At 71.8% G+C, this 20,065-nt stretch carries 14 protein-coding genes; 12 read left to right on the forward strand and 2 right to left on the reverse strand.

Features of this window, described 5'->3' with window-relative positions:
• Positions 1–91 precede the first annotated feature (91 nt).
• The gene (locus tag ACTIGN_RS05745; protein WP_439621851.1) at positions 92–1,711 is read right to left on the reverse strand and encodes an arylsulfatase; all 1,620 of its coding nucleotides are present in this window, start codon (positions 1,709–1,711) and stop codon (positions 92–94) included.
• Between the two features lie 192 nt (positions 1,712–1,903).
• Here ACTIGN_RS05745 and ACTIGN_RS05750 point away from each other — a divergent pair, with 192 nt between their 5' ends.
• The 11 genes from ACTIGN_RS05750 (at position 1,904) to selA (ending at position 16,862) form a co-directional block, all read left to right on the forward strand.
• On the forward strand, positions 1,904–2,197 hold the full coding sequence (locus ACTIGN_RS05750) for a hypothetical protein (RefSeq protein ID WP_439621852.1): 294 nt from the start codon (positions 1,904–1,906) through the stop codon (positions 2,195–2,197).
• Positions 2,198–2,238: 41 nt separating this feature from the next.
• Positions 2,239–3,837, forward strand: a complete 1,599-nt coding sequence (locus ACTIGN_RS05755; RefSeq protein WP_439621853.1) for a DUF1549 and DUF1553 domain-containing protein — start codon at positions 2,239–2,241, stop codon at positions 3,835–3,837.
• A 227-nt stretch (positions 3,838–4,064) separates the two neighbouring features.
• A complete protein-coding gene (locus ACTIGN_RS05760; protein WP_439621854.1) occupies positions 4,065–5,336 on the forward strand; it encodes a DUF1501 domain-containing protein in 1,272 nt (423 codons plus the stop codon).
• A gap of 150 nt (positions 5,337–5,486) precedes the next feature.
• Positions 5,487–6,578 (forward strand): WD40 repeat domain-containing protein, encoded by a 1,092-nt coding sequence (locus ACTIGN_RS05765; protein WP_439621855.1) that lies wholly within the window; start codon positions 5,487–5,489, stop codon positions 6,576–6,578.
• A 362-nt stretch (positions 6,579–6,940) separates the two neighbouring features.
• Positions 6,941–7,978: an SMP-30/gluconolactonase/LRE family protein gene (locus ACTIGN_RS05770; RefSeq protein WP_439621856.1), complete on the forward strand. Its 1,038-nt coding sequence runs from the start codon at positions 6,941–6,943 to the stop codon at positions 7,976–7,978.
• Between the two features lie 124 nt (positions 7,979–8,102).
• Positions 8,103–9,236 carry a sulfite oxidase gene (locus ACTIGN_RS05775; RefSeq protein WP_439621857.1) on the forward strand — a complete coding sequence of 378 codons (1,134 nt, stop codon included), beginning with the start codon at positions 8,103–8,105 and terminating at the stop codon, positions 9,234–9,236.
• A 217-nt stretch (positions 9,237–9,453) separates the two neighbouring features.
• Positions 9,454–11,316 (forward strand): HEAT repeat domain-containing protein, encoded by a 1,863-nt coding sequence (locus ACTIGN_RS05780; protein ID WP_439621858.1) that lies wholly within the window; start codon positions 9,454–9,456, stop codon positions 11,314–11,316.
• A gap of 89 nt (positions 11,317–11,405) precedes the next feature.
• Entirely contained in the window at positions 11,406–13,430 is a 2,025-nt protein-coding gene (locus ACTIGN_RS05785) for a hypothetical protein (protein ID WP_439621859.1), read from the forward strand.
• A gap of 349 nt (positions 13,431–13,779) precedes the next feature.
• On the forward strand, positions 13,780–15,009 hold the full coding sequence (locus ACTIGN_RS05790) for an aminotransferase class I/II-fold pyridoxal phosphate-dependent enzyme (protein WP_439621860.1): 1,230 nt from the start codon (positions 13,780–13,782) through the stop codon (positions 15,007–15,009).
• Between the two features lie 106 nt (positions 15,010–15,115).
• On the forward strand, positions 15,116–15,445 hold the full coding sequence (locus ACTIGN_RS05795) for a DMT family transporter (RefSeq protein ID WP_439621861.1): 330 nt from the start codon (positions 15,116–15,118) through the stop codon (positions 15,443–15,445).
• 22 nt (positions 15,446–15,467) lie between these two features.
• Positions 15,468–16,862: an L-seryl-tRNA(Sec) selenium transferase gene (gene selA, locus ACTIGN_RS05800; protein WP_439621862.1), complete on the forward strand. Its 1,395-nt coding sequence runs from the start codon at positions 15,468–15,470 to the stop codon at positions 16,860–16,862.
• 62 nt (positions 16,863–16,924) lie between these two features.
• Here selA and ACTIGN_RS05805 read toward each other — a convergent pair whose 3' ends face one another.
• Positions 16,925–18,037, reverse strand: coding sequence for a GntR family transcriptional regulator (locus ACTIGN_RS05805; protein ID WP_439621863.1), 1,113 nt, complete (start codon positions 18,035–18,037; stop codon positions 16,925–16,927).
• Positions 18,038–18,388: 351 nt separating this feature from the next.
• Here ACTIGN_RS05805 and ACTIGN_RS05810 point away from each other — a divergent pair, with 351 nt between their 5' ends.
• Positions 18,389–20,008, forward strand: coding sequence for a glycine--tRNA ligase (locus ACTIGN_RS05810; protein ID WP_439621864.1), 1,620 nt, complete (start codon positions 18,389–18,391; stop codon positions 20,006–20,008).
• Positions 20,009–20,065 lie beyond the last annotated feature (57 nt).

The following is a 20,065-nucleotide window of genomic DNA, read 5'->3' on the forward strand; positions in this document are numbered from 1 at the left end:
CCCGGTCTCGGGGGAGAGGTCGCCGCGCTTCGCGGCGGGTGAGGGGGAACCACCTTCGCCATCTCACCACCGCTTCGAGGTTGCCATTGGCTCACTCCTTGCCCTTTGCGGGCGGCGCGTCCTTCTTCGCCAGCGCCGCGTAGGCCTCGGTTTCCTTGGTCCAGCGGTCCACGAGTTCGCGGAGCTTTTCGGGCTTGTCGGCCGCGAGGTTCTTCGTCTCCGAGCGGTCGGTGCCCAGGTCGTAGAGTTCCCACGCCGCGTCCTTCCCGGCCGCGACGACCTTCCAGTCGCCGACCCGCAGCGCCCGGTTCCCCTCGTGCTGCCACCACAGCGAGTCGCGCGCGACCGTGACGTCCTTCGCGAACGCCGGCGCGAGGCTCTTGCCCGGGGCCGCGGGCACGGGCTGGCCCTCCCACGCCTCGAACCGCTTCGCGCCGGTCACCTCGAGGACCGTCGGCACGATGTCGATGAGGTGGCCGGGCGTGTGCCGGAGTTCGCCCTTCGCACTGATCCCCTTCGGCCACGAGACGATCAGCGGCGTCGAGATGCCGCCCTCGTGGACCCATGACTTGTGCCGGCGGAACGGCGTGTTGCACAGGCTCGCCCACCCCGGCCCGATGCTCAGGAACGTCGCCGCGGAGCCCGGCTCGGCCGCCGGGTCGTGCCCGTCGCCGCGGACCATGATCTCGGCCGTCGCGCCGTTGTCGGACAGGAACATGATGAGCGTGTTGTCGAGCGCGTTCATCGCCCGGAGCTGCGCGATGACGCGGCCGATCTCGCGGTCTAGGCGGTCCACCATCGCGGCGTGAACCGCCATCTTGCCCGCCTGGAACTCGCGCTGCTCGGCGGTCAGGTCCTTCCACACCAGCGGGCGGTTGAGTTCGTTCGGCCCGAGCTTCTTGATCGCGTCCGGGAACGGGTACGGCGGCCCGACCTCGCGCTCGATCGGGGAAAGAGAACCGCCGCCGAGTTTCAACTCCTGGAGCCGCTTCCACCGGACGTCGCGGAGCGCGTCCCACCCGTCGAGGTACAGCTTGCGGTACTTCGCCACGTCCTCGGCCGGGGCCTGCACCGGGAAGTGCGGGGCGGTGAACGCGAGGTACTCGAAGAACCGCTTGTCGGCGTGCTTCTCGGCGTGCTCCTTGAGGCACTTGATCGCGTGGTCGGCGATGGCCGTGCTGGAGTAGTACCCGTCGCCGGGTGCCGCCGGGGGCACCGGCTTGTCGTCCTCGGTGTGCTGCTTCGGCCCGAAGTGCCGGTCGTGGTCGTTGAGGCTGTACGAGCGGTCGAACCCGCCGCCGAGCGGCTTGCCGTCGACGTGCCACTTGCCCGAGTGGTACGAGCGGTAGCCCTGCGCCCTGAGCAGGTCGGGGAGGAGCCGCGCCCACGCCGGGCGCACCCCTTGTGCCCCGCTCTTCACGCCGGGCACCGCGTCGCGACGCACCTGCTGCGCGTAGTACCCGGTGAGGATCGAAGCCCGCGACGGCCAGCACCGGCCGGTGTTGTAGAACTGCGTGAACCGCAGCCCGTTCGCGGCGAGCGCGTCGAGGTTCGGGGTGCTGATCTCGCCGCCGTAGCACCCGGCATCGGAGAACCCCATGTCGTCGGTGAGCACGATGAGGACGTTCGGCTTCGCCGGCTCGGCCGCACGGGCCGCGGCGGGGCACAGGAGCAGCGCGGCGAGTAGGCCGCAGCGGGTGGGCAGCGTCATGTGGCGGGTTCCGTGAGAGATGAGCAGCGGGATTGTTGTACGCCCCGGGCGGGCCGCGCGACCCCGTTCGATTGACAGATTGACAAGCCTGCGGCGTAACACCACGAACCCCTCGCAACTGCGGGCCGGTGTGGTACGCTGACCTGTGCCCGCTCACCGGCACCCGGCCGGGGGCGTCCCCTCGGAGGTCGCATGGAGACGCAGCAGGATCAGGTGTTGCGCGTCGTCGGGGTGAACACCCCCGGCCTGTTGACGTGCGTGGCGCAAGCGTTCTCGTCGGTGAACGTCGCCGTGGACTCGCTCCGCATGGAGCGGTGTGCCGCCGACATCACGGCCGCGGTGATTTCGATCACCTTCCGCGCCGACGACCGCAGTGCCGGCCTGATCTACCGCCGCGTGTCCCGGCTCATCGACGTGGTGGACGTGGCCGCCGGCGGCTGCGATGCCGCCGACGAACCCGCGATTATTATCGGGGCGGCCGCCTGAGCCGCCCCGTCCCCGCCCGCCGGCCCGCCCGAGGCCATCCGATGCGACTGTCCCCCGCACTGCTGCTGACCGCGGCCGCCGCCCTCCTCTCCGGGCCGGCGGGCCGCGCCGCCGAACCGCCGCTCCGGGCGGTGATCGACTCCGAGTTGAAGGCCAGCTGGAAGAAGGCCGGCGTCGCCCCGGCCCCGCGGTCGGCCGACGCCGAGTTCCTCCGCCGCGTCACCCTCGACCTCGTCGGCACCGTTCCCACCCACGATGAAGCGGTCGCGTTCCTCGCCGACGCGAGCGAGTCGAAGCGCGAGAAGCTGATCGACTCGCTCCTCGCCGACCCGCGGTTCGCGCGGCAGCAGGCCGACGTGTGGGACCAGGTGCTGTTCGGCCGGCACCCGGGCAACGCCGACGCCACCCGCAAGCGCGACGGGTTCAAGGCGTGGCTCGCGAAGCAGTTCGCCGCCGGCACCGGGTTCGACCGGGTCGCCCGCGAGGTGCTGCTCGGCGAGCAGCCCGGCACCGAACTGTTCCAGGTGCAGTTCCGCAACCAGCCCGAAGAGGCGACGATCGCCGTCAGCCGCGTGTTCCTCGGCACGCAACTCGGGTGCGCGAAGTGCCACGACCACCCCTACGACCGGTGGACGCAGAAGGACTTCTACGGCATGGCCGGGTTCTTCGTGCGGGTGGTGATCGAGGAGAGCAGTTCCGGGAACGCGAAGGCGTACACGGTCGCGGAGAAGGGCACCGGCGAGGTGCTGTTCAGCGGCGCGGCGAAGGACCAGCAACCGGGGAAGAAGGGCGAGCCGGTGCGGCCGCGGTTCCTCGGCGGCGACGAGTTGACCGAGCCGCCCGCACCCAAGGACGCCAAGGAGCCGCAGCCGAAGGCCGGCGCGAAGCTCCCGAGGCCGCCGTTCTCGCGGAAGGAGAAGCTCGCGGCGTGGGTGACGGCCCCCGAGAACCCGTTCTTCGCGCGTGCGGTCGCGAACCGCGTCTGGGCGCAGTTCATGGGCCGCGGCATCGTTCACCCGGCCGACGACTTCCAGGCCGAGAACGCGCCGTCGCACCCCGAACTGCTCGCCGCGCTCACGCGCGAGTTGGCCGCAAACAGGTACGACCTGAAGGCCCTCATCCGGGAGATCGCGAACTCCGAGGCGTACCAGCTCGCGGGCACCGGGCCGGTCACCGACGCGCTGCCGAAGCACTTCGAGCGCGCCCGCGTCCGCCCGCTCACCGCCGAGGAAATCGTGCGGGCGCTGCGGACCGCCACGGCGTTCGAGGCCGACGGCAAGGGCGGCGACAAGCCGGCCGGTCCCGACGACTACTTCATGCGGGCGTTCGGCGAGCCGACCAACGGCCTGGGCGACTTCCAGGGGAGCCTCTCCGAGCACCTGTTCTGGAACAACGCCGAGCAGGTCCGCGTGTTCGCCCGCCGCAAGAAGGGGAACCTGACCGACCAGCTCCTGGCGTCCACCGACCCGTGGGAGAAGCGGGTCGAGCACTTGTACCTGAGCGTGCTGGGCCGCCCGCCGAAGCCGGCCGAGGTGTCCAAGTTCGCGGCGTTCCTGAAGGCCGACGCGAAGCCCGACGCCCGCGTCGAGGACGCCGTCTGGGTGCTGCTCACGAGCTCCGAGTTCCGGTTCAACCACTGATGCGGCCGGCCGCGTTCTTTGCCCTTTGCCGAAGCGCGGGCGGCCGGTGCGGTCCACTGACCTCCCCCCTGGTGGGGGAGGTCGCTCCGAGTCTTCGAGGAGCGGGTGGGGGGGAGAGCAATATCGCGCGTGTTGCTCTCCCCCCACCCGGCTCGCAGAGCCTCGCCACCCTCCCCCACCAGGGGGAAGGGCAAGAACGTTCACCGCCGCTCGCCAAGGACCAACCCATGAACCCGCTGTGTCGCGCCGGTGAGCACCTGAGCCGGCGGGCGTTCCTGAAGGGCGCGGCCGTCACCGGCGGCGGCCTCGTGCTGCCCAACTGGGGCGGGCTGGCGCACGCCCGGTCCGCGGCCGAGGCCGCGACGAAGGCGAAGAAGCGGTGCATCCTGCTGTGGATGAACGGTGGGGCGAGCCAGATCGACACGTTCGACATGAAGCCCGGCCGCGCCACCGGCGGGCCGTTCCGCCCGGTCCAGACGAAGGTGACCGGCCTCCAGGTGTGCGAGTACCTCCCGCGGGTCGCGGCGGTCGCCGACAAGCTCGCGGTGATCCGCAGCATGAAGACGCACTCGCCGGACCACCCGGACGGCATCTACCACATGCACACGTGCTACAAGATGTCGGAGCGGACCCCGCACCCCGAACTCGGGGCGGTGATCGCCAAGTTCAACGGCGACCTCGGCAGCGACCTGCCCACGTTCGTCCGCATGGGGTCGTGCGGGAACGCCGGGGCAGGGTACCTCGGGCCGGCGCACGAGCCGTTCAGCCTCGGCCGCGAGGGGAAGCTCGGCTCGTTCACCAGCCCGTACCTCGCCGAAGACGCCGAGAAGAAGCGGGCCGAGTTGTTCCGGTTCGTCGAGGCCGAGTTCGCCGCCGACCACAGGGCCGAGCCGTTCGACAGCCACCGCACCGCGAAGGAGCGGGCGTGGCGGCTGCTCCGGGCCAAGGCGGTGTTCGACATCTCGAAGGAGTGGCCGGCGGCGAAGGAGCGGTACGGCGACAGCGACTTCGGCCGCGGGTGCCTGATGGCCCGCAAGCTGGTCGAGGCCGGCGTCCCGTTCGTGGAGGTGGGGCACGAGAACTACGACAGCCACGCCGACAACTTCGTGTGCCACAAGGCGAACATGCAGCAACTCGACATGGCGTGGCCGGCGCTGCTCACCGACCTCGCCGACCGCGGGCTGCTGCAAGACACGCTCGTCGTGTGGATGGGCGAGGTCGGCCGCACCCCGCAGATCAACAACCGGGCCGGCCGCGACCACTACATCCGGGCGTGGACGATCGTACTGGCGGGCGGCGGGGTCAAGGGCGGGCAGGTGTACGGCGCGACCGACGCCGACGGGAAGGACGTGAAGGACGACCCGGTGTCCGAGGGCGACCTGTTCGCGACGGTCTACAAGGCGCTCGGCATCAACCACCGTGCGAAGCACCTGTCCGGCGTGCGGCCCGTGTGGCTCACCCCCGAGGGCTCCCAGCCGATCACCGAGTTGCTGGGTTGACGTGACTCCTGTCGAGCCGCGGGGTCGGAACCGGAATCGGGCGAACCCTGAGCGCCAGCGAGGGGGTGACGCTCACCCCTCGCTGGCGCTCAGGGTTCGCCCAAACACCCACGCACCGCGCCCGTCGCCGCAACTCCCCTGGAGCATCCCGTGCCCGACCTCACGAAGCCGACGCAAGTCTGGACGCTGACCTGGGACGCCGACTGGGTCACGGCCGTCGCGTTCCTCGGGGCGTCGCGGCGGGTCGCGGCCGGGAACAACCTCGGCGGCGTCCTCGTCTGGGAGTTGCCGGAGAAGCCGGGCGGCGACCCGCCCAAGCCGGTTCTCAAACTCGACGGCCACACCAACTGCGTCTCGAAACTCGCATGCACCCCCGACGGCAAGACGCTCCTCTCCGCGAGCTACGACCACACGGTCCGCCTGTGGGACACGGCCGCCAGCGCCGCGGGCGAGGAGAAGATCGTCCTCAACGCGATGGCGATCGCCGACGCCGAGCGGCGGAAGGGCAACGGCGCGAAGGTGCCGCCCCCAATTCCCGCGACCGTCGGCGTGGTCAAGGCGTCGCAGGTGTTCGACGGCCACAAGGAGTGGGTGACGGCGCTCGACCTGTCCCGCGACGGCAGGACGGCCCTCTCCGGCGACGACGCCGGCCACGTCGTCCTCTGGGACGTCGCGAGCCGGCAGGTGGCGAAGCGGTGGCAGGTGAAGGGCTGGGTCGCCGCGCTCGCGATGTCGCCGGACCAGAAGCAGGCGTGCGTCAGCGAGCGGGTGCCGCTCGTGTTCGACACCGGCCGGCACGCGGCGATCAAGCTCTGGAACACCGCGACCGGCGCGGCCGCGTTCGACCTGTCGGCCGAGTTCAAGGGCACGCACCTCGGCGCGGCCGCGTACGCGCCCGACGGCAAGGTGCTGGTCGTCGGCCGCGGGGGCGAGGCCGAGGGCACGCTGACGCTCGTCGACCCGGTCGCGGGCAAGAAGGGGAAGGCGCTGGCCCCGGTCCACCAGTCCGGCGCGACGGACCTCGCGTTCCACCCGGACGGCAGGCACTTCGCCTCGGCCGGCCGCGACACGGTCGTGCGGGTGTGGGAGGCGGCGACCGGCAAGCTCGTCTCGGAGCTGGGCAAGTCCCGGGGCGGGCAGTTCAAGGACTGGGTCCACGCGGTGAGCTGGTCGGCCGACGGCGCGTGGCTCGCGGCCGCGGACATGGCCGGCGCGGTCCAGGTGTGGCACTTCGCGGGGTGAGCGGGTCCGAGCGGGTTGTACCGAATCGCGGTGAAGGCTCTGCATCTCGCCCTCTCCCCTTGCGGGAGAGGGCGGCCGCGCTTCGCGGCCGGGTGAGGGGTCAAGCGTCGACATCTCAATAGGGTTCACCCCTCACCCGCCGCTCGAGGACTCGCGGCACCCTCTCCCGCAAGGGGAGAGGGAACCAATACCACACCGGTGCGTTCCGCCTCGGTTCGCGCTCGCACGTGCGCGGGGCCGGCCCCGAATCCCGGCCGGCACCCGCTTGTTCCGCCCGGCGCAGCGGGTACGATGTCAACGAAGCGGGCCACGCTCTCCCCGCCGAGCACCCCACCGCGCCCCTCCTCGGAGATTCCCACGCCATGCTCCGCTCGCTCTGCTGCCTCGCGGCCGCCGCAACCGCCGCGCTCGTCGCCTCTCCACGCCCCACCCCCGCCCAGGAAGACGCCAAGGCCCCCGCGACGATCGGGAGCATCGACCGCAAGGACCCGAAGCTCGACGCGCTCATCCCCAAGGAGGCGAAGATCGAGGTGCTCGCCGGCGGGTTCAAGTGGACCGAGGGGCCGGTCTGGGACAAGAAGAACAACGCGCTGCTGTTCACCGACATCCCGAACAACCGCGTCGTGAAGTGGTCCGCGAAGGACGGCGTGTCCGACTTCCTCAAGCCGAGCGGGTACACGGGCAAGGAGGAGTTCACGGGGGCCGAGCCGGGGGCCAACGGGCTCGCGTTCGACAAGGACGGCAACCTCGTCCTGTGCCAGCACGGCGACCGCCGGATCGCCCGGCTCGCGAAGGACGGCAAGTCGTTCGAGACGGTCGTCGACAAGCACGCCGGCAAGCGGTTCAACAGTCCGAACGACCTCGCGTTCGCCAAGAACGGCGACCTGTACTTCACCGACCCGCCGTACGGCCTGCCCGGCCAGATGAAGGACCCCAAGAAGGAACTCGACTTCCAGGGCGTGTACCGGCTCAACGCCAAGGGCGAACTCGCGCTGCTCACCAAGGAGATGACGCGGCCCAACGGGATCGCCCTGTCGCCCGACGAGAAGACGCTGTACGTCGCGAACTCGGACCCCGAGAAGGCGATCTGGATGGCGTTCCCGATCAAGGCCGACGGCACCCTCGACGCGGGCAAGGTGGTCCACGACGCGACCGAGGAGGTGAAGGCGAAGAAGCCCGGCCTGCCCGACGGCCTGAAGGTGGACCAGCACGGCAACGTCTTCGCGACCGGCCCGGACGGCGTGTTCGTGTTCGCCCCGGACCACACCTACCTCGGCAAGATCGTGATCGGCGACAAGAACGCCAACTGCGCCTGGGGCGACGACGGCAGCGTCCTCTACATCTGCGCCAACGACAAGCTCGTGCGGGTGAAGACCACCACCAAGGGCCCGGGGTTCTGATACCAGGCATCCAACCACAGAGGCACCGAGGCACAGAGGACAGACCGAGCGTCGGAACACGGTGCTCCCCTCGTCTTCTCTGTGCCTCTGTGCCTCTGTGGTTCAATTTCCTCGGGTACCGAACATGAACCTCTCCCGCCGCGAGCTGCTCCGCACCGTTCCCGCCGCCGCGCTCTCCGCGGGTCTCCCCCGGTTCGCACGGGCCGCCGGCGGCGACGGCATGATCGTCCGCATGCAGGAGCCGCGGAACCTCGAGACCCCGCTCGCGGACCTCGGCGGGATCACCCCGACCGAGAAGTTCTTCGTGCGCAGCCACTTCGCGGTGCCGGCCGTCGAGGCGAAGGGGTTCACCCTGGCGGTCGAGGGGCACGTCGAGAAGAAGCTGGACCTGACCCTGGACGACCTGAAGAAGATGGCGACCGTGACCCGCGAGGTGACGCTGGAGTGCGCCGGCAACGGCCGCGTGTTCCTGGTCCCGCAGGGCCGCGGCCTCCAGTGGGGCAACGGCGGCGTCGGCAACGCGAAGTGGACCGGGGTGCCGCTCGGGGCCGTGCTCGAGCGGGCCGGCGTGAAGCCCGGCGCGGTCGACGTCGTTCTTGTCGGGGCCGACAAGGGGGCGATCACCTCGGACCCGCCGTCGCCCGGCCCGGTCCACTTCGACCGCGGCATCCCGCTCGCCAAGGCGCGGGCCGACGAGACGCTCCTGGTCTGGGAGATGAACGGCGAGCCGCTCACCGCGGCCCACGGCGCGCCGCTCCGGGCCGTCGTCGGCGGGTGGTACGGCATGGCGGCGGTGAAGTGGCTCACCCGCGTCGTCGTCACCGACCGGCCGCACGCCGGGTTCTGGCAGACGATGGACTATTCGGTCTGGGACCGCACGAACGCCGCGTCGCCGCAGGTGGTGCCGATCACCGCCATCCAGCCGAAGGCGGTCATCACGTCGCCCGAGCTGAACACCGTCGTCGCCGCAGGCAAGAAGCTCACCGTCGCGGGCGTCGCGTGGGCCGGCGAGCAGGCCGTGAAGTCGGTCGAGCTGAGCGCCGACGGCGGCAAGACGTGGGCGGCCGCGACCGTCGAACCGAGCACGCCGCTGACGTGGGCGAAGTGGACCGCCGAGGTCACCCCCGCGAAGGGGCCGCTGGGCCTCGTCGCCCGCTGCACCGACGCGAAGGGGACCGCGCAGCCCGAGAAGCGCGACCCGGACCGCCGCACGTACATGATCAACCACCTCGTCCCTGTGGACGTGACCGCGCGGTGATACCGAATCTGGTGGATCCGTTGCCCTCGGTGGGGCAGGCATTCGTGCCTGCCTCCCGACGCGACTGGGGGCAGGCACGAATGCCTGCCCCACCAGATACAATCGAGACCCGGCGTGAGCGTCGGTAACGCGGCCGGCTTTGGCGGTCGCCCGCCGCCGCGCCGCGTGTTAGAATGCCCCCACTCTCTCATCCGCTCATCTGCGGGGGTACCGACCAATGACCGCCATCGTTCGCACCGCGGGGCTCCTGGCCCTGCTGCTCCTCGCTCACGCCGGCGCGCATGCCGCGACGCCCAGGGAAATCGACGCGGCGAAGAAGAAGGGGGCCGACTGGCTCCGGGCGAAGTACAAGGCCGCGCCGACGAACTTCGGCGGGGACGCCAACGGCCCCGGCCCGATGTGCATGGCCGGCCTGGCGATGCTCGAGGCCGGGGTCCCCGGCGACGACCCGGCCGTCAAGGCCGTGACCGCCGCGGTCCGCGAGGCCGGGTGGACCCAGACCCGCACGTACCCCGCGTCCCTGTGCCTGCTGTACCTGGACCGGTACGGCGACCCGGCCGACGTCCCGCTGATCCAGGTCCTCGGGGTCCGCCTGCTGATGGGGCAGACGTCGAACGGCGGGTGGAGCTACGACTTCACCATCCCCGGCCTTTCGGCCGACGAGATCACCGCGCTGAAGGCGATGAAGCCGCCGCCGGTCGGGAAGCTCCACCCGGACGTGGAGAAGTACGCCCAGGCGCTGATCGCGCACCGGGCCAAGACCGCCCTGGCCCCGGCCGACGACAACTCGAACACGCAGTTCGCGGTCATCGCCGTGTGGGTGTCGCGGAAGCACGGGGTGCCGGTCAACGACGCGCTCGCGCTGATCGAGCGGCGGTTCCGGGCCTCCCAGAGCCCGCAGACGGGCGGGTGGCCGTACAGCGGCGTCGCCGCCGGCCAGGGCAGCCCGGCCATGTACTGCGCCGGGCTCATCGGCCTCGCCACCGGGATCGCCCGCCGCGAGGAACTGCGCACGAAGCCCGAACCGAAGCCCGAGCCCAAGAAGAGTGACCCCGGCCCCGAACCGAAGAAGAGCGACGACCCGTTCTTCAACCCGAAGGTGCCGGAGCCCAAGGCCGAGCCGAAGAAGACCCCGCCCCCCCGCGCCGCGGACGCCCTCGACGTCGCGACCCGCGCCGCGTTCATCGGCCTGGGAGCGGCCCTCGCCGACATGGCCCGGGAGGGCCGCGGCGCGCTGGCCATCAAGGACGGCAGCCACGGGCACGGCGACCTGTACTTCCTCTGGTCCGTGGAGCGGGTCGGGGTGCTCTACGGCGTCGAGAAGATCGGGGGCGTGAACTGGTACGAGGCCGGGGCGCACGCGCTGGTGTTCGCGCAGGCGCCCGACGGGTCGTGGGCGGACAAGGGGTACGCGGGCGACGTGAACACCGCGTTCGCGGTGCTGTTCCTGTGCAAGTCGAACCTCGCCCGCGACCTCTCGGGCAAGGTCCAGAACGATACCACCACGGAGATGCGGGCCGGGCTGCCCACGGGCACCGCGCCCAAGGCCCCCGACGGCTCGGGCACCGTGACGAAGGACCCGCTCGACGTGCCGACGTTCGTCCCCGGCCCCGCCGGGAGCGAGGCCGCCACCCTCGCGGCCGAACTCGTCCGGTCCGGTGACCGGGACTGGGCCAAGGTGCTCACCAAGATCCGCGACGCGAAGGGGGCCGTCAACACGCAGGCGCTGGTCGGGGCCGTCGCCCGGCTCGACGGGGACCGGCGGCGCGAGGCCCGCGAGGCGCTGGCCGAGCGGCTCACCCGGATGAACGCCGAGACCCTGCGGGCGATGGCCAAGAACGAGGAATCGGAGCTGCGCCGCGCCGCGGTCCTGGCGATGGCCATGAAGGACGACAAGGCGCACCTCCCGGACCTCGTCGCCGCGCTCCTCGACGACGAGGACCTCGTCGTGCGGGCCGCCCGCGCCGGGCTCCGGAGCCTCACCGGCCAGGACTTCGGCCCGGCCCCGAACGCGACCGCCGGCGAGAAGAAGCTGGTCGTCCAGTCGTGGCAGGACTGGACGGGCAAGCAGAAGAAGTGATTCGGCGTTGTGTCGCGAGTGGCGCGGCGGTCCCACCCGGGGCCGCCCTCCGCCGGCCCGGCCCGCACCTCCCCAACCGGCGCACGTCAATGAGTCCCCTCCGCTCCCTGTCCGCGGTCGCCCTCGCGGCCCTCGCGTGCCCCTGCTTCGCGGCCGCGCCGAAGGAGGTCGACGCCGCGGTGCAGAAGGGCGCGGCGTACCTCAAGCAGCAGTACGGCGGTGCAAAGCCCCTGAAGGCCGAGGACGGCGACGAGGGGACCGGTGCCGCCGCCCTCGCCGGCCTCGCGCTCCTCGAAGCCGGCACCCCGGCCGACGACGCCGGCGTTACGGGGATCGCGGCCGCCGTCCGCGACGCCTCGTTCGGCGAGGCCCGCACCTACCACGTCGCGCTGGGCCTGATGTTCCTCGACCGGCTCGGCGACCCGGCCGACGTGCCGCTCGTCCAGATGCTCGGCGTGCGGCTCCTCGCGGGCCAGAACGCCGCCGGCGGGTGGTCCTACGACTGCGTCGCGAGCGTGTCGCAGGCCGACATGACGGCGCTGCGGGCCGCCCTGATGAACGCGGAACTCCGGGCCGGGGCCCGGCCGCCCGCGGAGCCGAAGCCCGCGGCCCCCGCCCGCCCCGCGGCCCCCGCCGGGAGGTTGCACGCGGAGGTCGAGAAGTACGCCGGGCGACTCGCCACGTCCCGGGACCGCACCCGGGACCGCGGCGACGACAACTCGAACACGCAGTTCGGCATCCTCGGGACGTGGGTGGCCCGCCGGCACGGCGTCCCCACCGACGCGGCGCTCGCCCTGATCGAGAAGCGGTTCCTCGCCACGCAGACGGGCACCGGCGGGTGGCCGTACAGCGGGCCGATCCAGGGCTCGCCGTCGATGACGTGCGCCGGGCTGCTCGGGCTGGCCACCGCGGTCGGGCTCCGCGAGGAGCGGCGGTTGAGGGCCGAGGGGCCGCGGACGCCGGACCCGGCACCGAAGGCGAACCCCGCTCCGCCGGCGGAGAAGACGGACGACCCGTTCTTCAACCCGCCGCCCGTGCCCAAGTCGGCCGACCCGTTCTTCGATCCGCCCGCGGCCCCCGGGCCGAAGGCGAAGGCCGCGCCCGTGCCAAAGGCCCCGGCGAAGCTCCCGGCGGACGCCCGCGACGCGGCCGTCGAGCGCGGGCTCGCGGCGCTCGGCCGCGCGCTGGCGGGCGAGGAGCCCGCGGGCAAGGGCGGCAAGAACCGCGTCCTCGCCGGCCGCGGGCTGGGCAACCGCGACTTCTACTTCCTGTGGTCGCTCGAGCGGGTCGGCGTCGTCTTCGGGCTGGAGAAGATCGGCGGGACCGACTGGTACCAGCTCGGGGCCGACGAACTCGTCGCGGCCCAGCGGGCGAACGGCTCGTGGGGCAAGGGGGCGGGGGGCGGGGTCGTCGACACGAGCTTCGCGGTGCTGTTCCTGAGCCGGTCGAACCTCGTCCGCGACCTGACGGCACGGGTGGCGAACGACCCCGCGAACGCCGAACTCCGGGCCGCGCGGCTCCCCGACCCGCACCCCGGACCCGCCGCGGCCCCCGAGCCGAAGACGCCGGCCGCCGTCGTCCCGCCCCCGACGGTCGCACTGCCCGCACCCGTTCCACTTCCGCCCCCAACGCCCGCGGCCGCGCCGGTGCCGGTAGCCGATTCGCGAGCGGTCGCGGCCGATCTGGTCGGCACCCCGGACGCCGACTGGGACGCGGCGCTCGTTCGCGTGCGGGACGGCAAGGGCGCGGCGTACACCCAGGCGCTCGTGGCGGCAGTGGCCAAGCTCGACGGGGACCGGCGGCGCGCAGCCCGCGAGGCGCTGGCCGAGCGGCTCACCCGCATGAGCGCCGAGACGCTCCGGGCGATGGCCGGGGCCGGGGAGCCGGAACTGCGCCGCGCGGCAGTTCTCGCAATGGCCATGAAGGACGACGCGGCCCACCTCCCCGACCTCGTCGCCGCCCTCGCCGACGCCGACGCGGCAGTCGCCCGCGCCGCACGGGCCGGGTTGAAGGCCGTCACCGGCGAGGACTTCGGCCCCGAGGCCGACGCGACGCCCGCCGAGCGCGCCGCGGCGATCCGCGCCTGGGCCGCCTGGGTCCGCAAGCAGAAGTGACCGGAATCGGGACACCCGGGACGGGCGGCGGCCACATCTCGGACAGCGGGTCGGGTTCTGCGGCCCGCCCTCTCAACTCCGCGACCCGTTCACGTCGGCCGTCGCCCGGTCCGGCCCGGAATGTGCGTAACCCCTCTTCGCGCTGACGCAAGTTGCCCAATTTGCCAGCGCAAGCCGACCCGCCGTGCGGATTCATCTGGTGTGCCACGGGTCGCCCAAGCCGTGCAAACTTCCTCATTCGCGCGGCCGATAAGAGTCCGGACGCCGCTCCGTCTCCATCCATCGCGCGCAGGGTCCTCCTATGTCCACTCCCCTCGACCGGTCGATTGAGACTCTCGCGCGCTCGGGCATGACGCGGTTCTTCCTCCGCATGTTCGACGACGCGCCCGAGTTGCTCCTCAAGAACCTGACGGTCGAGGCGGTCGGCCCCGACCGGACCTTCAAGATCGGCGGCAAGTGGCTGCGGAACTTCGGGTCCGACAGCTTCCTGGGCCTGGACCAGCACCCCGCGGTGCTCGCCGCGATCGAGCGGGGGGTGCGGGAGTGGGGCGCGCACAACGGCACCAGCCGTGCGTTCACCGAGGTCGCCCCGCAGGGCGAGGCCGAGGCCAAGGTCGCCGCGTGGCTCGGCACCGAGGACGCGGTCATCTACCCGTCGGTCACGCTCGCGAACGTCGGCGCGCTGCCGGCGCTGACCACCCGGCACGACGTGATCGCGCTCGACCAGTACGCGCACAACTCGATGGAGGAGGGCGCGCGGGTCGCGAAGGCCCGCGGGGTGCGGACCGCGAAGTTCGCGCACAACGACCCGGCCGACCTGGACCGCGTGCTGCGGAGCCTGCGGCCGTTCCGCCACGCGGTCGTCGCGGTCGACGGCGTGTACAGCATGAGCGGCCGGCTCCCCCCGCTCACCGACTTCCAGCGGGTCGCCCGCTCGCACGACGGGTTCCTCTACGTCGACGACGCGCACGCCACGGGGGTGCTCGGCACGGGCGGCCGCGGCACCGTCGCCGACGCGCTGGGCGACTACGAGAACACGCTCGTCGTCGGGTCGCTGTCGAAGGCGGTGTCGTGCCTGGGCGGGTTCGTGGCCGGCACCCGCGACGCGGTCGAGGTGCTGAAGATGCGGTCCAACTCGCTCATCTTCGGCGGCCCGGTCCCGCCGCCGTACCTCACCGCGGTGTGCGCCGCGCTCGACGTCATCGGGTCGCCCGAGTACGCCGCCCTGCGGGGGCGGCTCGACGCGAACGTCTCCGCGCTGGTCGGCGGCGCGAGTGACCTCGGGTACACCGTGCTCGGCGGCCTCGTGCCGATCGTGTCGGTGCTGATCGGCACCGAGGAGAGCACGCTGCGGGCCGGGCGGTTCCTGTTCGACGCGGGGTACTACGTCCAGTCGGTCGTGTTCCCGGCGGTCCCGCACGGGGCCGGCGTGCTGCGGATGCAGGTGAACGCCAACCACTCCGCCGAAGCCGTCGACGGGCTGATCGGGGCGCTGGCCGAGTTGCGCGCGACGCTCCCGGCCCAGGGGCACGACTCGCCGCTCGTTGCCGCCGGTCGCCGCGAGGCGGTCTCCGCCTGACTCGGAAGTGCGGAGTGCGGAACGCGGAGTGCGGAGTGGGAGACGGGGCCGGCGCCGGATTCCGATTCCGCACTCCGCGTTCCGCACTCCCAACGGGAACTCCGCGATGTACTGGTTCATCCTCATCCTGGCCGGCGTCTGCGAGTGCGCGTTCACCACCTGCCTGAAGCTCTCCGAGGGGCTCACGAAGGTGTGGTGGGCGGTCGCGTTCCTCGTCCTGTCGGTGATCAGCTTCGGGCTCCTGACGATCGCGGCGCAGCGGATCAGCCTCGGCACCGCCTACGCCGTGTGGACCGGCATCGGCGCGTTCGGCACCGCCGTCATCGGGATCATCTGGTTCAAGGACCCGGCCACGTTCTGGCGGGTCTTCTTCCTGTGCGGGATGATCGGGTGCATGATCGGCCTGAAGCTCGCGTCGCCCGACGCGGCCGAGTGACGGCCGGCATACAATCGGCCGGATGAGCAACCCGTTCCGCGACCTCCCGTCGGTCGCCCGCGTCCTCGAACACCCGGCCCTCGTCGCCGCCCGCGCCCGCCACAGCCCCGGGGCGATCACCGCCGCCGCACGCGCCGGAGTCGAAGCGCTGCGGGCCGCGATCGCATCGGGCGAATCGCCGGTACTCGATGTCGCGGAGATCGCGGGTCGTGTCGCGGCGCGGCTCGACGCCGAAGCCGCGCCCGCACTCCGCACGGTCATCAACGCGACCGGCATCGTCCTGCACACCAACCTCGGCCGGTCCCCGCTGCACGAGGCCGCCGCGCTGGCCGCGTACGAAGCCGGCCGCGGCTACCTCGACCTCGAACTCGACCTCGCGACCGGGAAGCGGTCCAGCCGGCAGGACGCGGTGCGTTCGGACGTCTGCGCACTGACCGGGGCCGAGGCCGCCACCGCCGTCAACAACTGCGCCGCCGCGACCGTGATCGTGCTGCGGGCGCTCGCCGCGGGCCGCGAGGTGATCGTCTCCCGCGGGCAACTCATCGAGATCGGCGGCAGCTTCCGCATCCCCGACATCATGGAAGTGAGCGGCGCGACGCTGCGGGAGGTCGGCACCACGAACATCACGCGGAGCGCCGATTACGAGGCGGCCATCGGGCCGAACACGGCCGCGATCATGCGGGTCCACACGAGCAACTACCGGGTCCGCGGGTTCACGAAGGCGGTCGAGTTGGCGGAGTTGGTCGCGCTCGGGAAGAAGCACAACGTCCCGGTGATCGACGACACCGGCAGCGGGCAGGCGGTGGACCTCGCCCCATTCGGCCTGCCGGGCGAACCGCTCGTGTCGGCCGGTATCGCGGCCGGTGCCGACCTCGTGCTGTTCAGCGGCGACAAGCTCCTCGGCGGCCCGCAGTCCGGCATCATCGCGGGGAAGGCGTCGCACATCGCGAAGATCGAGCGCGACCCGCTCATGCGCGCGTTCCGGCTCGACAAGATGACGCTCGCGGCGCTCGAAGCCACGCTGCGGCTCTACCGCGACCCCGCGAAGGCGCTGAGCGAAGTCCCGACGCTGCGGATGCTCACGACGCCGCTCGCCGAACTGCGCCAGCGCTGCGAGGCACTGGCCGGACGCCTCCGCACGCTTCCCGGTGTCGCGGCCGTTGTGCGAGACGACATCGCCTATGTCGGCGGCGGTTCGCTCCCGGACGTTGCGGTGCCGACCGCGGTGATCGCCGTCACGGTTGCGGAGGTGAGCGAATCCGAACTCGCGGCTCGGCTGCGCAGGGGCACGCCAGCGGTCGTCGGCCGCGTGCAGGGTGGCGCGGTGCTGCTCGACCTGCGAGCGGTGTTCGAGCGCCAAGTAGACGAGCTGTTCGCGGCAATCGAGCGCGAGTGTGGTGGCGAGCCGGGAGCGTGAGCGATCGCAGCGAAGGCGCGGCCACCGGATCGGCGGACCCGATTCCTTCCGCTTACCGCTTTCTACTCTCGCGCCGCAGCGGTCGTCTGTCCCGGCACGAGGCTGTGCGGGCCGAGATGGTGCTCGGGCCTCGGGGGCGGGGGGCCGGGCCGCAGCAGCGCCCGCACGGCCGTCGCGCCGAGTTCGTACCAGTCGGCCTGGTGCGACGTGAGCCCCGGCACCTCCTCGCCGCCGCCGCCCAGCACGCTCACGTCGTCGGGCACACGCACGTTCTGCCGGCGCAGCTCGTCGATCACGAGCCGCGCGAGCGTGTTGTTGAAGCAGTACACGGCCGTCGGCCGCGGCGCGAGTGTGAGCAGGTGCTGCACGGCCCGGCGCGCCCCGGCGGGGGTCAGTTCCACCGCGACCTCCCACGCCCGCCGCCGCGGCAGCCCCGCGTCGCGGAGCCCCTGGCGGTAGCCGTCGAGCCGCCACGGGTTCAGGTCGGTCTGCCGCCAGTTCACGAACGCGACCCGCTTGTGGCCGAGGGCCGCGAGGTGCGCCACGGCGAGCCGCGCGCCGCCCGCGGAGTCGTCCCGGACGCAGTGGACCCCCGGGAGGCTCAGGTCGTGGTCGAGCAGCGCCAGCGGCAGGCCCGACCCGGTCGCGCGGCGGAGCAGCTTCTCCTCGCCGTAGTGCGCGAAGATCACGCCCCTGAGCTGGTCGCGGTGCGGGAGGTCGCCGAACGCCTGGCCGATGCGGGTGTGCGGCGCGTGCTGCACGACCACCCGGAGCCCGGCGCGGCCCGCCTCTTCGACGGCCCCCTGGAGCATCAGCCCGGCGATCGACCGCGTGGCGGCCTCCGCTTGCGAAGGGCCGGCGCTGTAGCCGGCCTGGAGGTACGCGATGGCCGTCGGTTCGGCGGCCGGCACCCGGTCGGGCAACTCTGGGGCGCGGAGCAGCGTCCCGCGGCGGCGGATCTTCACGAGCAGCCCCTCGCGCTGGAGCGCGTCGGCGGCGAGGCGGACCGTCTCGCGGCTGACCCCGAGCTGCTCGGCGAGCTTCACCTCGGTCGGGAGCTTGCCGCCGGCGAACTGGCCGCGGGCGATGGCCTCGCGCAGCAACTGCTCGACGCGGGTGGTGAGGCTCGGCGGGCGGCCGAGGCGCTCGAACGGTGCGGGCTCGGGGTCGGGCACGGCGGGGCTCCGCGGGGGTGGTTCGCGGAGATTATACCGTTTCACAAGCGGCGTGTGAGAAATCGCTACCCGCCCGAGTGCGCTTCGGATCGGGCCACTGGCCGGGCGAACCCTGAGCGCCAGCGAGGGGGTGCGCCCCGCCCCCTCGCTGGCGCTCAGGGTTCGCCCGCACCCGCCGGAGCGCGGCCGCTTGATCCGATCCGCGGCGCGCGTAGGTTAAGCCGTTCACCCCCCGGCCGAACCAGCGCGGCCGCCGGCGGCTCCCTGAGGCGGGCCGCGGCGCGACGCGCTGCCGCGGGATTCCTCTTCACTTGCGGGGTTCAGACCAAGAACTTCGCCTCGGAGTTTGCGATGCCGACGAAGATCGACATGGCCAAGTTCGCCAAGTTCTGCAAGGACATGGGGTTCATCTACCAGTCCTCGGAGATCTACGGCGGGATCAACGGGTTCTGGGACTACGGCCCGCTCGGCGTGGAGCTCAAGAAGAACATCAAGGAGGCGTGGTGGCAGGACATGGTCCGCAACCCGCCGCCCGGCCCGGACGGCCAGGAGATCCGCATGGTCGGGCTCGACTGCGCGATCATCATGAACCCGAAGGTCTGGGTCGCCAGCGGTCACGTCGGCGGGTTCGCGGACCCCATGATGGACTGCAAGGCGAGCAAAAAGCGGTACCGTGCCGACCAACTCGAAGCGCTATCGGCCGACGCGGGCGGCAAGACCGTGTACTTCGCGTACCCGAAGGGCGACGACGAGGCGCAGAAGGTCGCGGGGAAGAAGGCGAAGAAGGCGAACGCCAAGCCCGGGGCCACGGTCGCCGTCATGTCGATCCCGGACCTCATCGCGGCCCTCCCGATCATCGTCGGGCCGGACGTCGAAGAGGCCGGCACCCTCACCGAGCCGCGCGCCTTCAACCTGATGTTCGAGTCGCACGCGGGGCCGATCGCGTCGGAAGAGAACAAGGTGTACCTGCGGCCCGAGACGGCGCAAGGCATCTTCGCGAACTACCGCAACGTGCTCGACAGCACGCGGCTCAAGCTGCCGTTCGGGATCGCGCAGGTTGGGAAGGCGTTCCGCAACGAGATCAACCCGCGGAACTTCACGTTCCGCAGCCGCGAGTTCGAGCAGATGGAGATCGAGTTCTTCTGCCACCCGGCCGAATCAATGAAGTGGTACGAGTACTGGCGCGACCTCCGCAAGAAGTGGTACAGCACCCTCGGCGTGAAGTCGGAGAACCTCGTGCCGCGGGAGCAGGGCAAGGAGGAACTCGCGCACTACTCGATCGGCACCACCGACATCGAGTACATGTTCCCGTTCTCGGACGAGCCGCAGGAACTCGAAGGGGTCGCGCACCGCGGGGACTTCGACCTGAAGGCCCACTCGGCGCCACCGCCCAAGGGCAGCGGCAACGACAAGCTGAACTACTTTGACGAGGAGAGGTGGAACGCGGACAGCGCCGGCCGCAGCACGAACTCGTTCAAGGAGTGGCTGAAGACGAGCCCGCCGGCCGCGGACGTCGAGAAGTACCAGTTCACCCCGCACGTCATCGAGCCGAGCGCCGGGGCCGACCGGTTCACGCTCGCGGTGCTGTGCGAGGCGTACACCGAGGACGAGGTGCCCGACGCCAAGGGGAACAAGGAGACCCGCGTGGTCATGAAGTTCCACCCGCGGCTCGCGCCGATCAAGGCCGCGATCTTCCCGCTGGTGAACAAGGACGGGATGCCCGAGAAGGCGATGGCCCTGTACCGGTCGCTGAAGCCGCACTTCAACGTGTTCTTCGACGACAAGGGCGCGGTCGGCCGCCGGTACCGCCGGCAGGACGAGGCCGGCACCCCGTTCTGCATCACCATCGACGGCGACACGCTCAAGGACGACACGGTCACCATCCGCGACCGCGACACGCTGAAGCAGGAGCGGGTGCCGATCTCGCAGGTGCGGGCGACCATTGAGCGGGCGCTCACGCCGGGTTGTTAAAGTAGGCGATTTGCTGGGTTTGGTGGCACAGGCCGCCCGCCACTGATTTCCCAACAC

Origin of the sequence: Gemmata sp. (assembly GCF_051859125.1) — a bacterium.
GTDB lineage: Bacteria > Planctomycetota > Planctomycetia > Gemmatales > Gemmataceae > Gemmata.